Here is a 13,052-nt window from a genome sequence, read left to right as displayed (position 1 = left end):
ATGGGTCTCGATATGGCGCTCGAAACATGGGCGGCGTTCGCCGCGGCGTCGGCCGTGCTCCTCGTCATTCCCGGCCCCACCGTGCTGCTGGTGGTGTCCTATGCCCTCGGGCAGGGGTGGCGGACGGCCCTGCCCATGGCGGTCGGCGTCGCGCTCGGCGATTTCACGGCCATGACCTTGTCCATGCTCGGCGTGGGGGCGCTCCTGTCCGCGTCGGCGAGCGTGTTCCTTGCGGTGAAATGGGCCGGTGCGGCCTATCTCGTCTATCTCGGCATCAAGCTCTGGCGGGCCGGCGGGACACTCGATGCGGCGCCGCGCACCGAACGATCGGCGCCGCTGAAGATGACGGCCCATGCCTGGCTGGTGACGGCCTTGAACCCCAAGAGCATCACCTTCTTCGTGGCCTTCCTGCCGCAGTTCCTCGACCCGCACGCGGCCTTCCTGCCGCAATTGCTGGTGTTTCAGGCGACATTCCTCACCCTCGCCTTCCTGAATGCGCTCGGCTATGCGCTCGCCGCCGCCCGCGCCCGCCGCGCGGTGCGCAGCCCGCGGGTGATCGGCGCCATCAACAAAGCGGGGGGCTCGCTGCTCATCGGGGCGGGCATCGCCACCGTGGCCGTGCGCAACGGCAATCCGTGAGACTCACCCCCGCGCGATGGCGTGGAAGAAGCTGCCGGTGACGCTGCCCCGGCGGCTGCCCGCAGGGCCGAGGGGACGGCCTTCGGCGTCCGAGAGATCGGCGAGGGGCTGGTCGGCCCCGCGCGAGAGCACGGTCGCGTAGTGGAATTCGTGGCCGCGCACCACGGCCCCCTCCGACCCCAGCGGCGAGGGGGCGAGAAGCCGCGCCTGCCGGTAGCCCAGATTCATGCGGCGCTTGGCGAAGCTGGTTTCCAGCTCGATGAGGCCCAGCATGGCATGGCGGACGCCCTCGGCATCCACGAGGCCCGCCCCCAGCGCCATGTAGCCCCCGCACTCCCCATGCACCGGCTTTCCCGCCGCCGCGAAGGCATGCACACCAGCACGGAAGCGGTCCGCCGCCGCAAGCCGGCCTGCGTGCAGCTCCGGATAGCCACCGGGCAGCCAGAGCGCGTCGCAGGACGCATCCGGCGCCGCGTCGGCGAGCGGCGAGAAGGGCACGATCTCCGCCCCTTGCCCGCGCCAGCCGGCGAGCATGTGGGCATAGACGAAGCCGAAGGCGGCATCCTGCGCCAGCGCGATCCTTTGGCCCGGCGGCGGCAGCAGCGCGGCGTTGTTTCCCTGCCCCTCCCCTTCAACCGCCCGAAATGGCGCGGCGGCGGCGAGGATGCCGTCGAGGTCCAAATGCGCCTCGGCAAGATCGGCCAGCGCCGCGAGGCGGGCCGGCAGATCGTCCGTCTCCCCCGCCTGCACGAGGCCGAGATGGCGCTCCGGCAGCACGATGTCCGCCGTGCGCGGCAGCGTGCCGAGCACCGGCACGCCCAGCGGCGCGACGGCCTCGCGGATCATCCGCTCGTGCCGCTCGCTGCCCAATTTGTTCAGCACCACCCCGGCGATGCGCACCGCCGGATCATGCCCGATGAAGCCGCGCAGCACCGCCGCCGCCGTCTGCGACTGGCCGGAGACATCCAGCACCAGCAGCACCGGCAGGCCGAGCCGGGCCGCCACATCCGCCCCCGCGCCGGTGCGGCCCTTTTCCACCGCCACCCCGTCGAACAGGCCCATGGCCCCCTCGCCGATGACGATTTCCGCCCCCTCCCCCGCCAGCGCGGCCAGATGATCCAGCAGCGCCGGGGGCATGGCCCAGCTGTCGAGGTTCAGCCCCGGCCGGCCGGTGGCGGCGGCGTGGAAGGCGGGGTCGATATAATCCGGGCCGGACTTGATGGCCCGCACTACCCTGCCCCGCCGACGCAGTGCCGCCAGCACGGCGAGCGTCACGGTCGTCTTGCCCGAGCCGGAGCGCGGGGCGGCGATGAGAAGGCCGCGAGGCGTCGGAATGCTCATCCCGCTAGCCCTTCCTTGCTGGCACCCGGCCGGCTATCACGGAGCCCATGAGCACGGGCGACACCGCCGACGACGCACCCGACAGGCCGCTCAAGCGCGGCTGGACCACCGGCACCTGCGCGGCCGGCGCGGCCAAGGCGGCGTTCGCGGCGCTGGTCACGGGCGACTTTCCCGACCCTGTAGAGGTGGAGCTGCCCTCCGGCGCCCGCCCGGCCTTCGCCCTCGCCATGCACGAGCGCGGCACGGAGACCGCCACCGCCGGCATCGTGAAGGATGCGGGCGATGATCCGGACGTGACCCACGGCGCCCTCGTCCGCGCCACCGTGCGGCGCGGCGGGGCGGGTGCGGGCGTCACCTTCAAGGCGGGCGCGGGCGTCGGCACGGTCACGCGGCCGGGCCTGCCCATTCCGCCGGGCGAACCGGCCATCAATCCCGTGCCCCGTCGCATGATCGCCGCCGGCATCGCCGAGGTGGCCGCCGCCCATGGCGTCGCCGCAGATGCCGAGGTGGAGATTTCTATCGAGGACGGCGCGGCGCTGGCCCTGAAGACGCTCAATCCGCGCCTCGGCATCGTCGGCGGCCTGTCTGTGCTGGGCACCACGGGCATCGTCGTGCCCTACTCCTGCGCGGCGTGGATCCACTCCATCCATCGCGGCATCGATGTGGCCCGCGCCATGGGGCTCGACCACGTGGCCGGCGCCACCGGCTCCGCCTCGGAGGCGGCGGTGCAGAAGCTGCACGGGCTCGACGAGGTGGCGCTCATCGACATGGGCGATTTCGTCGGCGGCATGCTGAAATATGTTCACACCCACCCCGTGCCCAAGGTGACGGTGGCCGGCGGCGTCGCCAAGATGACGAAGCTGGCGCAGGGCTTCCTCGATCTGCACTCCAAGCGCGGCAGCGCCGATCTCGACGCCCTCGCGCGCCTCGCCGCCGAGGCAGGGGCCGACGCCGATCTCAGCGCCCGCATCGCCGGCGCGAACATGGTGGCGGAAGCTTTCCAGATCGCCGGTGCGGCCGGGTTTCCGCTTGGCGATTGCGTCGCCCGCGCCGCCTGGACCACCGCCGCCCGCGCCCTCGACCGGGCGGATGTTCTGCTGGAAATCGCCGTCTTCGACCGCGACGGCGCCCTCATGGGCCGCGCGCCCTTCCACCCCGCAAAGCGCTGAGCGGCGGATCATTCACCACCCCCGCGAAAGCGGCGGACATAGGCGGTGTCATAGAGCGCGCTCTCGCGGAAATCCGCCGCCGCCAGCGCCCGCCCCACCAGGATCAGCGCGGTGCGCGGGATGGGATCGGCGGCGAGCTTGCCCGCGATATCGCCGAGCGTTCCCCGCACCACCCGCTCGTTGGGCCACGTCGCCCGCGCCACCACCGCCACCGGGCAGTCGGCGCCCAGCACGGGCACCAGATCCGCCACCACCTGATCCAGCGCATGGATGGCGAGATGGATGGCGAGCGTCGCCCCGGTCTGCGCGAACGCCGTCAGCGTCTCGGCCTCCGGCATGGCCGAGGCCCGGCCGGAGACGCGGGTGATGACGAGGCTCTGCGCCACCTCCGGCACGGTCAGCTCGCGCCCGAGCACGGAGGCCGCCGCCGCGAAGGCCGGCACGCCGGGCGTCAGCGTGTAGGGAATGCCCCGCCGCTCCAGCCGGCGAATCTGCTCAGCCACCGCGCTGTAGACGGAGAGATCGCCCGAATGCAGCCGCGCCACGTCCTCGCCCGCCGCGAAAGCGCGGACATATTCCGCTTCGATCCGGTCGAGATCGAGCGGCGCCGTATCGACGATGCGCGCGCCCGGCGGGCACCAGCCGAGCATTTCCGCCGGCACGATGGAGCCGGCATAGAGGCACACCGGGCAGCGAGCGATGAGATCGCGGCCGCGCACGGTGATGAGATCCGCAGCGCCGGGGCCGGCGCCGATGAAATGGACGGTCAAACCACACCCTCCCGCCGCGCCAGTGCGCAGGTGACCGGGCCCAGCGCGAGGCGCGGACCGAGCAGGCGGCCATGGGCCCCCGCCGCTGCCAGCGCGGCCGTCTCTGCGGCGGAGGGCACGCGCAGCAGCGCCACCACCCGCTCCGAATGGGTCTTGGCCCGGCTGGAGGCGGCTTCCAGCTGGCTCTGCGGCACCAGCACCAAGGGCAGGCCGAGCAGCGCCGCCGCCTCGCTGATGCCGGCCTCCCCGCCCTTTATCGCCGGGGTGGCGACGAGGGATACGTCATCCCGCCCAAGCTCGGCGCGCGCCAGGGCGGCGTCGAAGGCGGCGATCACCTCCTCCACCGACACGCCCCGCTTCGAGCCGATCCCGGCCACGATCATGCGCCCTCTCCCTGCCGGGGCTTTTCCCAGCGCCATTGCGTCACCGGCATGGCGGGCCGCCAGCCGGTCATGCCCTTCACCGCCACCGACCGCGCCAGCGAAATGCGCGTGAGCGTCCCGCCGAGGCGGGCATGGGCGGCGATCAGCAGCGCCTCGGTTTCCAGCGTCACCGCATTGGCCACCATCCGCCCGCCGGGCTTCAGCGCTGCCAGAGCGGTATCGAACACGCCGGGCTCGCTGGCCCCACCGCCAATGAAGATCACATCCGGCGTGGGCAATCCGGCAAGGGCGCCCGGTGCCGCACCCTCCACCACCTTCAGGTGGGGCACGCCGAGCTTATGCGCATTGCGGCCGATGCGGGCGGCGCGTTCCCCATGCCCCTCGATGGCAATGGCCGAGAGGGAGGGATGCGCCAGCAGCCATTCGATGGCGATGGAGCCCGCCCCGGCACCGATGTCCCACAGCAATTCCCCTCGTCGCGGCGCGAGGGAGGGGAGGGTGAGCGCGCGCACCTCGCGCTTGGTGATCTGCCCGTCATGCTCGAACAGGTCGTCCGCAAGGCCGGCTGCGAGCGGGAGGATGGGGGCCTCGGGCGCGGCCCGCACCTCCAGCGCCACCACGTTGAGGGCGGCGACGTCTTTTAGGTCGAACGCTTCGGCCGTCGTGCTGCGAATGCGCTCCGCCGGGCCGCCCAGCGCCTCCAGCACAATGAGGCGGGAGGCGCCGCAGCCATGGGCGGTGGCGAAGGCCGCCACCTGCGCCGGGCCGTCGCCGTCCGACGTCAGCAGCAGCAGCCGCGCGCCGTCCTGCAGGAAGGGCCGCAGCCGCGCCAGAGGGCGGCCGTGGAGGGAGAGGAGGTCCGCCTCCTGCTGCGCCCAGCCGAGCCGGGCGGCGGCGAGCGCGAAGGCGGAGGGGGCGGGAAAGGCGGACATCTCGTCCGCCGGCACATGGCGCGCGAGGCTGGCGCCGACGCCGTAGAGAAACGGATCGCCCGAGGCGAGCACGCACACACGCCGCCCGCGCGCGGCAAGCACGCCATCGAGGCTGAAGGGGCTGGGCCACACCCGCGCCTCGCCTTTCACCAGATCGCCGGCCAGCGCCAGATGGCGCGCCCCGCCGAACACGATGGCGGCGGCGGAAACAGCGGCGCGGGCGGCGGGGGAGAGTCCTTCCGCCCCATCCTCGCCGATGCCGACGATGGACAGCCAGCGCCCGGCCGGGGCAGTGTCGGCGGCGATGATCCCCTTTGCGTCAGCCATGAAACCCCACATTCTCCTCCTCGGCGGCACCGGCGATGCCCGTGCGCTCGCGACCCGCCTTGCGCCCCGCGCCGATATCCGCGTCACCCTTTCGCTGGCCGGGCGCACGGAAAATCCGGCGCCGCAGCCGGTGCCGGTGCGCGTCGGCGGCTTCGGCGGGCCGGCCGGGCTGGAAGACTATCTCAAGGCGGAAGGCATCGCCGCCGTCATCGATGCGACGCATCCCTATGCGGCACGCATGTCCTTCAACGCCGCGCTCGCCTGCGCGGCGGCGGGGGTGCCCCTCCTCGCCCTGCGCCGCGCGCCATGGCAGCCCCAGCCGGGCGACCGCTGGCGCGAGGTGGCCGACGTGCCGTCCGCCGTGGCGGCGCTGGGGGACGTGCCCCGCCGCGCCTTCCTTGCCCTCGGCCGCAATGAGGTGCGCGCCTTCGAGGCGGCGCCGCTGCACGCTTATCTCGTGCGCAGCGTCGATCCCGTCACGCCGCCGCTGGCGGTGCCGCACGCCGAATACGTGCTCGGACGCGGGCCGTTCGGCGAGGCGGAGGACCATGCGCTGCTCAAGGCCCATGGCATCGACGCCATCGTGGCCAAGAACAGCGGCGGCAGCGCCACCTATGGCAAGATGGCGGCGGCGCGGGCGCTGGGCATCGAGGTGATCCTGATCGCCCGCCCCTTGGCGCCGGACGTGACCGCCGTGGAGCGCCCGGCCGAGGCCGAGGCGTGGCTCGACGGCATCCTCGCTCACGGCGCGGGCGCCGAGCGCGGCGCGTAGACGAGGGGCGACATCCCCGCGCGCGGCACGATGCGCGTCTCGGTGGTGCCGATGAGGACGCAGGTGGCCATGTCCGCTTGCGCGGGATCGGCCTCGGCCAGCGTCGCAAGCGCCATGCGCTCGTCCTCCCGCCCCGCCGCGCGGCCGAACACCACGGGCACGGAGCCCGGCAGTTTTTCGCGCAGCAGCTCGAACGCACGCCCAAGCTGCCAGGGCCGCGCCTTGCTGATGGGATTGTAGAGGGCGATCACGAAGCCGGCCTCTGCGGCGAGCGCGAGGCGCTTTTCCACGAGCGGCCAGGGCTTCAGATTGTCCGAGAGGGAGATGGCGCAGAAATCGTGCCCCAGCGGCGCGCCGCAGCGGGCGGCCACCGCCAGCATGGCGGTGACGCCGGGGACGATCTCGACGTCCAGCGCCCGCCATTCCGCCGGGCCATGCTCGATGGCCTCGCATACCGCCGCCGCCATGGCGAACACGCCGGGATCGCCGCCCGACACCATGGCCACCTTCGCCCCGGCCACGGCCGCCTCAAGGGCGGCGGACGCACGGGCGATCTCCTCGCGGTTGTCCGAGGCGCGCCGCTCCTGCCCCGGCCGCTCCGGCAGGCGGGCGAGATACGGCGCGTAGCCAAACAGGATATCGGCCGCCGCCACCGCCTCGGCCGCCTCGGGCGTCATCTGCCGCGCCGCGCCAGGGCCAAGGCCCACCACGGTGAGCCGCCCGCTCACGCCGCGCGCTCCCAGCCGGGCACCAGCACGATTGCGAAATAGGGCGCGCGCTCGTCCGCCCGCTCGGCCAGCGGGACCAAGGCGCAATCGGCCATGGTGCCGCGCTCCACATAGACGGCGCGATCCAGCCGGCCAGCGGCGGCGAGCGCGCGCCGGATCTTCGGCAGGTTGCGACCCACCTTCATGATGACCGCCGCGTCCGCCTCCGCGAGGCGCCGCGCCAGTTCCGCCTCGTCCAGCGTACCAGGCAGCACCATCAGCACGTCGTCGCCCTGCGCGATGGGGGCGCCGGCCTCCGACCAGCAGCCGGACATGCCGGTGACGCCGGGAATGACCTGCGTCTGGAAGCGCCCGGCGAGGCGCACATGGATGTGCATGTAGGAGCCGTAGAAGAGCGGGTCGCCCTCGCTCAATACCGCCACCGTGCGTCCGGCCATCAGATGCTCGGCCACCGCGGCGGCGGAGGCGTCGTAGAAGGCGCCGATGGCCGTGCGATAGGCGTCGTCGTGCCGATGGATCTCGGTGGTGACGGGATAGAGCAGCGGCAGCTCCACCGCGCCGGCGGGAAAGTGCGCGGCGGCCACGGTGCGCGCATGGCTGACATTGCCGGCCTTGGCGAAATAGCCCACCACGTCCGCGCTCTGCAGCGCCTTCACCGCCTTGAGGGTGAGGAGGTCGGGATCGCCCGGGCCGACGCCCACGCCAATGAGATGTCCCTTCACAGCCCGGCCCTCGCAAGCGCGTTCACGGCGGCCGAGGTGATGGCGCTGCCGCCCAGCCGCCCGCGCACGATGGCGAAGGGCACGCCGCGCGGATCGTCCGCCAGCGCATCCTTGGATTCGGCCGCGCCGACGAAGCCCACAGGCATGCCGAGGATGGCCGCCGGCTTCGGCGCGCCGCGATCGAGCATTTCCAGCAGGTGAAAGAGCGCGGTCGGCGCATTGCCGATGGCCACCACGGCCCCGGCGAGCTGATCGCCCCACAATTCCAGCGCAGCGGCGGAGCGGGTGGTGCCGAGCTTTTCCGCCAGCGCCGGCACCCCCGGATCGCGCAGGGTGCAGATGACGTCGTTGCCGGCCGGAAGCCGGGCGCGGGTGATGCCGTGGGCCACCATCTGCGCGTCGCACAGGATGGGCGCACCGGCCTGAAGCGCGGCCCGCGCGGCGGCAACCGAGCCGGGGCCGAACACGAAGTCCCGCGCCGCCTCCACGAGGCCGCAGGCGTGGATCATGCGCACAGCCACGTCCTCCTCCTCCGGCGCGAAGCCGGAGAGGTCGGCTTCCGCGCGGATGATGGCGAAGGATCGCTCGTAGATGGCCGTGCCGTCGCGCACGTAATCGAGGGGAAGGGTCATTCTGCGCGGCTCGTCACGTGGTCTTTTCCGGCCCGTCTGTTCATCGCCCCGTCCGCCCACAGGCCCGCCGGATCGAGGCGGGCGAGGAGCGCGCGGGTGGTTTCGCCCGGCCTGCGCCGGGCCGCCAGCGTCGCGGCGAGGGATGCGACGGCGGCGGGAAAGTCCGCCACCGGCCGCACCGGGCGCGCCGCGCCAAAGGCCGGGCCGTCATGCACCAGCGCGACGCCGCCGTCCATGCCCACGAAGGTAAGGCTCGCTGGCGCCGGATGGGCGCAGCCCTTGGTGCAGGCGGAGAGGTGCAGCGACACCGTGCCATCCATGAGCGGCGCGAACGCCTCCGCCAGAACCGGCGCGAGCGCGCGGGCGGGGATATGGGCCGAAGCGCAGGCCGGCGCCCCGGCGCAGGCGGCGACGCGGGCGCGCGGATCGCCGGAAGCGGTGATGCAGCCGAGGGTGGCGATCCGCGCCGCGAAGGCGTCGGCGGCGCCTGCCGAAAGCCCGGTGGCGATGAGGGTGCGCTCCGGCGCCGGCCGCACGTCGCGCGCGCCCGCGGCGTCCAGCGCGTCGGCGATGGCCTCGAACTGCGCGGCATCGCCGGCCCCGAACGGCAGGCCGAAGCCGAAGGCCAGCGTGCCGTCGGCAAGCGGAATGCGCCCCAGCGGCGCGGCGGTTTCGGCCAGGCGCGCCCGCCCCCCGCAGCCCGGCAGATCGGCGGCACGGGCCGCTCGGCCGAGGGCGGCGATGGCGGCGAGCGCGGCCAAGGCCTCGGCCGCGGCGTCCGCCTCCGGCAGCACGCGGGCGGGCGCATTGCCGACGGTGAGCGCCCACTGCCCCGGTCCTATCGCGACAAGCCGCACATCGGCCTTCTGCCCGGCAAGGCTGACGGCGCCGCCGCCCTCCACCACCACCGACACCTTCGGCCCCAGCTTCCCCGCCAGCGGCTCCGCCCCGGCGATGATTTCGGCGGCCAGCTTATGCCCGTCCGCAATCTCCGACGGATCGACCCCGCCCAGCGGCGAGACATCCACCGCGAGGCCGAGGCGCGGCGTGATGCCCAGCGCCAGCACCGCATCCTGAAGCAGCGGAACAGTTTCGGCGGTGAGCCCGCGCACCTGAAGGCTGCCGCGCGCGGTCACCTCCATCATGCCATTGCCGAGGCGACGGGCGGCCGCCGCCAGCCCGCGCAATTGCGCCGGGGAGAGGCGGCCATCGGCGGGCACGAGGCGCAGGATGAGGCCGTCGCCGGTCTCCATGGGGGCGAGGAAGGCCGGGCACGCACCGCGGCGGGTGGGGGGAATGGGCGTCATTCCGCGGCCTCCTGGCCGGCTTCGGCGGTGAGCGCGTCGAGATCGGCATCGAGATCGTTGCGCCGCGCATGCCACAGGCCGCGCCGCCGGGCATCGGCGAAGCGGCGGGCGATGGCGCGGGCGGCATCCGGGTTCTGCGCGAGCAGGAAGGCACGCACCGCCGGATCGCCCAGATAGGCCGCATGGAGACGGTCGAGCAGCGCGGAAGGCACCTGCTCCGTCGTCTCGGCGAAGGCGACGAGGCGGTCCACCGTCTCCGCCAGCTCGGATGCGCCGCGCGGGCCGTGGCGCATCTGTCCGGCGATGAAGCGGGCGGAGACGCGCCCATGCACCAGCCGCGTGAGCGCCTCCTTCAGCGGACGGGCGCGGGGACGGTCGGGGTCCGTGGTATCGAGCACGACAAGATGGGCCGAGCGCCCCAGCGCCGCGCCCGCCGCCGCGAAGCCACCCATGAAGGCGGCATCCTCGCTGCCATCGAGGAGGTCGCGGGCCGCATCGTCCGCGCCGTGTACCAGGGCATCCGCTTCGGCGAGCCGCGCCGCGAACAGGCCGGGCGCCGGGCGCGCCACCCCGTCCGCGCCGCCATAGGCGTGGGAGGCGGCGGCGAGATAGGCGTGGCCAAGCTCTTCGCGGGTCTCGAACGCGCCGCGTTGCAGGTTCGCCTCGATGCCCGCGCCATAGGCGCCGGGGGCGGAGCCGAACAGCCGGGAGAGGTCCTGGCCCTTGCGGCGGGCCTCGGCGAGGGGGTTTTCGCTCCCCTCCTCGTCGCGCGCCGCCACCGCGCGCACGGCGGCATCCAGCAAGGCGATCTGGGCGGGGAAGATGTCGCGAAACAGGCCGGAGATGCGGAAGGTGACGTCGATGCGCGGGCGGCCGAGCACGGCGGGCGGCAACACCTCTACCCCAGTGACGCGGCCGGTCGCCGCCTCCCACACCGGCCGGCAGCCGAGGAAGGCGAGGCCCTGGGCGATCTCCTCGCCTCCCGTGCGCAGGCTGGCGCTGCCCCACAGGTCCAGCACCAGCGCGCGGGGCCAGTCGCCCTGTTCCTGCAGGATCAACCGCAGCGCCTCGTCCGCCGCCTTGCGGGCGAGGTCGCAGGCGGTGGGGGTGGGCAGGGTGCGCGGATCGGCGGTGAAGAGATTGCGCCCGGTGGGCAGCACGTCCCGCCGCCCGCGCGCCGGGGCACCGGCCGGGCCGGCGGGCACGAAGCGGCCGTCGAGGGCGGTCAGCAGCGCGCGGCTTTCCGCCTCCGCCGAAGCGGCGCGCAGCGGGTCGGCCTCGCCCTCGGCCATGGCGCCGAAGATGTGGAGGCCGTCCTTCACCGCAAGGTCCTTCAGGTCGCACAGCCAGGCATCGATGCGGCGCAGCGCCTCGTCGGGATCGGTGGCGGCGGAGACGCCGGCGGTGGCGGCAAGGCCAGTCTCGGCGGCGGTCTCGACGATGAGGCCGGCGAGACGTTCGCGGCGGCGGCGGTCGAGGCCATCCGCCTGCGCATATTCATCCACCAGCCGCTCCAGCCGCTGCTCGGCCTCGCTGAGGCCGGCGGCGGCCAGCGGCGGCGGCAGATGGCCGATGGTGACGGCAGCGAGCCGGCGCTTCGCCTGCGCGGCCTCGCCGGGATTGGAGACGATGAAGGGATAGACCACCGGCAGCGCCCCCATCACCACCTGCGGGAAACAGGCTGGGGTGAGCGCCACCGCCTTGCCCGGCAGCCATTCCAGCGTGCCATGGGCACCGAGATGGACGACCGCATGGGCATCGAGCCCCGCGCGCAGCCACAGGCCGAAGGCAAGTAGCCCATGGCGCGGCGGCAGGCTGGCGTCGTGATAGTCCGCCCGCCGGTCGAGATTCGCGCCGCGATCGGGGGCGAAGGCCAGTGTGATGGTGCCGGAGCGAGCGAGGCGGAAGCGGAAGGCGCCGTCGCTCACGTCCGCATCGTCCTCCGGCGCGCCCCAGGCGGCGGTGACGGCGGCCTGGGCGGCCTCCGGCAGGGTGGCGAAGAGGCGGCGATAGGCCTCCAGTGTCAGTGCCGGTTCGGGACGGAACGCGGCGAGGAGCGCCTTTGCATCGTCGGGCACGGGGCCGGTGCCGTAGCCGGCCGCCGCGAGCGTTCCGAGCATCCGCCGCGCGCTTTCGGGCACGTCGAGACCAACCGCATAGCCGGACCGCCCCTCGGCGCCGGGATAATCCGGCAGGATCAGCGCGAGCCGCCGCTCGGCGCGTGGCGTGGCGGCGAGGCGCACCAGCGCGGCAGCGCGGTCGGCCACATGGGCCACCGCCTCCGGCTCCGGCCGGTTGATGGCGGCGGTGAAGGCGAGGTCGGCGTCGGGTGGCGCGAAATCCTTGAAGGAGAGCGCGCCGGCCAGCACGCGCCCGTCCAGCTCCGGCAGCACCACGTGCATGGCGAGGTCCGCCGCCGAGAAGCCGCGCGGGCTCCCCGCCCACGCCTCCCGCGCCGTGGTGGCAGGAGCCGCCTGAAGCACGGGCGGGCCGCCTTCCGGGAACAGCTCCGCCGCATCACCCGCCGCGAAAGCGGTGGTGGTGAGGATGATTGCGGGATTAAGCGCCGCCGTCGCCGCCCGCACGGCGGCGCGGGCGTCCGACGCCTTCAGGCTGGGGACGAACAGGCAGTGGGCCGCAATGCCCCGCGCCTCCAGCGCTGCCGCCAGCGCATCCACGGCGGCGGTGTCGGCGGCGAGCCATTGGGAGCGGTAGAAGAGAATGAGCGCGTTCGGCCGCCCCACCGCCCGCACCTCTTCCAGCGTCGCGAGGCCGGCGCCGGGGCGGTGGAAGGCGGTGGCCGGCACGGGATGCGGCGCGGGGATGGCATAGGGCGCGGGAAAGCCCGCCGCCTCGCCCATGGCGGAAAGCAGGGCCGCCATGTTCTCCGGCCCACCGGCGCGGAAATAGCCGAGCCAGCGGGCGAGCGTGTCCTGCGGCAGCGTGGAGAGGGCGGCGAGGCGCGGGTCGTCCTGGTCCTCGCCCGGCAGCAATGCGAGAGCAATGCCACGGGCACGGGCCATGGCCGCCAATTGCTCGGCGCCGTAGCGCCACCAGTCCAGCCCGCCGAGCTGGCGCACCAGCACCACCTTCGCCTTGGCCGCGACCTTCTCCACCCACAGGTCCACGGACATGGGGTGGCGCAGGTCCTTCAGCCGCGCGAGGCGGAGGCTGGGGGCCGCATCGCCGCGCGCCCGCCAGGCGGCGGACAGGCCGATGAGATCGCTGTCGGTGAAGGAGAGGGCCACCATGTCGCCGGGCGGCTGGGCGAGGTCGACCGGCTCGGCCAACTCCTCCAGGCTCGTCGATGTGGTGGCGAGGATATGCATG

General features: G+C 73.7%; 12 protein-coding genes. 3 read left to right on the top strand and 9 right to left on the bottom strand.

Annotation, left to right across the window (positions count from 1 at the left end; translation table 11 throughout):
• The first annotated feature begins 12 nt into the window (after nucleotides 1-12).
• Complete coding sequence (locus D7006_RS07400; protein WP_237356873.1) at nucleotides 13-639, top strand: LysE family translocator; 627 nt, start codon at nucleotides 13-15, stop codon at nucleotides 637-639.
• A 3-nt stretch (nucleotides 640-642) separates the two neighbouring features.
• Here D7006_RS07400 and D7006_RS07395 read toward each other — a convergent pair whose 3' ends face one another.
• Nucleotides 643-1,980: a cobyrinate a,c-diamide synthase gene (locus D7006_RS07395; RefSeq protein WP_237356131.1), complete on the bottom strand. Its 1,338-nt coding sequence runs from the start codon at nucleotides 1,978-1,980 to the stop codon at nucleotides 643-645.
• 47 nt (nucleotides 1,981-2,027) lie between these two features.
• Here D7006_RS07395 and D7006_RS07390 point away from each other — a divergent pair, with 47 nt between their 5' ends.
• Nucleotides 2,028-3,149, top strand: coding sequence for a cobalt-precorrin-5B (C(1))-methyltransferase (locus tag D7006_RS07390; RefSeq protein ID WP_237356130.1), 1,122 nt, complete (start codon nucleotides 2,028-2,030; stop codon nucleotides 3,147-3,149).
• Between the two features lie 8 nt (nucleotides 3,150-3,157).
• Here the strand turns inward: D7006_RS07390 and cobM are convergent, their stop codons facing one another.
• The 3 genes from cobM to cbiE are packed head-to-tail and all read right to left on the bottom strand — an operon-like array spanning nucleotide 3,158 to nucleotide 5,561.
• Nucleotides 3,158-3,919, bottom strand: a complete 762-nt coding sequence (cobM, locus tag D7006_RS07385) for a precorrin-4 C(11)-methyltransferase (protein ID WP_237356129.1) — start codon at nucleotides 3,917-3,919, stop codon at nucleotides 3,158-3,160.
• On the bottom strand, nucleotides 3,916-4,302 hold the full coding sequence (locus tag D7006_RS07380; RefSeq protein ID WP_029557630.1) for a cobalamin biosynthesis protein: 387 nt from the start codon (nucleotides 4,300-4,302) through the stop codon (nucleotides 3,916-3,918). Before D7006_RS07380 ends, cobM begins: the two co-directional genes overlap by 4 nt.
• Nucleotides 4,299-5,561: a precorrin-6y C5,15-methyltransferase (decarboxylating) subunit CbiE gene (cbiE, locus tag D7006_RS07375; protein WP_237356128.1), complete on the bottom strand. Its 1,263-nt coding sequence runs from the start codon at nucleotides 5,559-5,561 to the stop codon at nucleotides 4,299-4,301. Before cbiE ends, D7006_RS07380 begins: the two co-directional genes overlap by 4 nt.
• Between cbiE and D7006_RS07370 the strand changes: the two genes are divergently transcribed.
• Nucleotides 5,560-6,333: a cobalt-precorrin-6A reductase gene (locus D7006_RS07370; RefSeq protein WP_237356127.1), complete on the top strand. Its 774-nt coding sequence runs from the start codon at nucleotides 5,560-5,562 to the stop codon at nucleotides 6,331-6,333. The two genes, cbiE and D7006_RS07370, sit on opposite strands and share 2 nt — an antisense overlap.
• Here the strand turns inward: D7006_RS07370 and D7006_RS07365 are convergent.
• The 5 genes from D7006_RS07365 to cobN are packed head-to-tail and all read right to left on the bottom strand — an operon-like array spanning nucleotide 6,303 to nucleotide 13,051.
• Nucleotides 6,303-7,061, bottom strand: coding sequence for a precorrin-3B C(17)-methyltransferase (locus tag D7006_RS07365; protein ID WP_237356126.1), 759 nt, complete (start codon nucleotides 7,059-7,061; stop codon nucleotides 6,303-6,305). The genes D7006_RS07370 and D7006_RS07365 overlap by 31 nt on opposite strands.
• The gene (locus tag D7006_RS07360) at nucleotides 7,058-7,783 is read right to left on the bottom strand and encodes a precorrin-2 C(20)-methyltransferase (RefSeq protein ID WP_237356125.1); all 726 of its coding nucleotides are present in this window, start codon (nucleotides 7,781-7,783) and stop codon (nucleotides 7,058-7,060) included. The genes D7006_RS07365 and D7006_RS07360 overlap by 4 nt, the downstream gene beginning before the upstream one ends.
• Nucleotides 7,780-8,415 (bottom strand): precorrin-8X methylmutase, encoded by a 636-nt coding sequence (locus D7006_RS07355; protein ID WP_237356124.1) that lies wholly within the window; start codon nucleotides 8,413-8,415, stop codon nucleotides 7,780-7,782. Before D7006_RS07355 ends, D7006_RS07360 begins: the two co-directional genes overlap by 4 nt.
• Nucleotides 8,412-9,722, bottom strand: coding sequence for a precorrin-3B synthase (cobG, locus tag D7006_RS07350; protein ID WP_237356123.1), 1,311 nt, complete (start codon nucleotides 9,720-9,722; stop codon nucleotides 8,412-8,414). Before cobG ends, D7006_RS07355 begins: the two co-directional genes overlap by 4 nt.
• Nucleotides 9,719-13,051 (bottom strand): cobaltochelatase subunit CobN, encoded by a 3,333-nt coding sequence (gene cobN / locus D7006_RS07345; protein WP_237356122.1) that lies wholly within the window; start codon nucleotides 13,049-13,051, stop codon nucleotides 9,719-9,721. The genes cobG and cobN overlap by 4 nt, the downstream gene beginning before the upstream one ends.
• Nucleotide 13,052 lies beyond the last annotated feature (1 nt).

It is taken from the genome of Xanthobacter sp. YC-JY1 (assembly GCF_021730305.1).
GTDB classification, from domain to species: Bacteria; Pseudomonadota; Alphaproteobacteria; order Rhizobiales; family Xanthobacteraceae; genus Xanthobacter; species Xanthobacter flavus.
The sequence above is the reverse complement of the archived record's forward strand: the minus strand, read 5'-3'. Positions and strand labels throughout refer to the sequence as shown.

Bases quoted from the DNA above. Each gene is read 5' to 3' on its own strand.
- D7006_RS07395 (WP_237356131.1), bottom strand. From the start codon at position 1,980: ATGAGCATTCCGACGCCTCGCGGCCTTCTCATCGCCGCCCCGCGCTCC.
- D7006_RS07355 (WP_237356124.1), bottom strand. From the start codon at position 8,415: ATGACCCTTCCCCTCGATTACGTGCGCGACGGCACGGCCATCTACGAG.
- D7006_RS07380 (WP_029557630.1), bottom strand. From the start codon at position 4,302: ATGATCGTGGCCGGGATCGGCTCGAAGCGGGGCGTGTCGGTGGAGGAG.
- D7006_RS07400 (WP_237356873.1), top strand. From the start codon at position 13: ATGGCGCTCGAAACATGGGCGGCGTTCGCCGCGGCGTCGGCCGTGCTC.
- D7006_RS07370 (WP_237356127.1), top strand. From the start codon at position 5,560: ATGAAACCCCACATTCTCCTCCTCGGCGGCACCGGCGATGCCCGTGCG.
- cobN (WP_237356122.1), bottom strand. From the start codon at position 13,051: ATGCATATCCTCGCCACCACATCGACGAGCCTGGAGGAGTTGGCCGAG.
- cbiE (WP_237356128.1), bottom strand. From the start codon at position 5,561: ATGGCTGACGCAAAGGGGATCATCGCCGCCGACACTGCCCCGGCCGGG.
- cobG (WP_237356123.1), bottom strand. From the start codon at position 9,722: ATGACGCCCATTCCCCCCACCCGCCGCGGTGCGTGCCCGGCCTTCCTC.
- D7006_RS07390 (WP_237356130.1), top strand. From the start codon at position 2,028: ATGAGCACGGGCGACACCGCCGACGACGCACCCGACAGGCCGCTCAAG.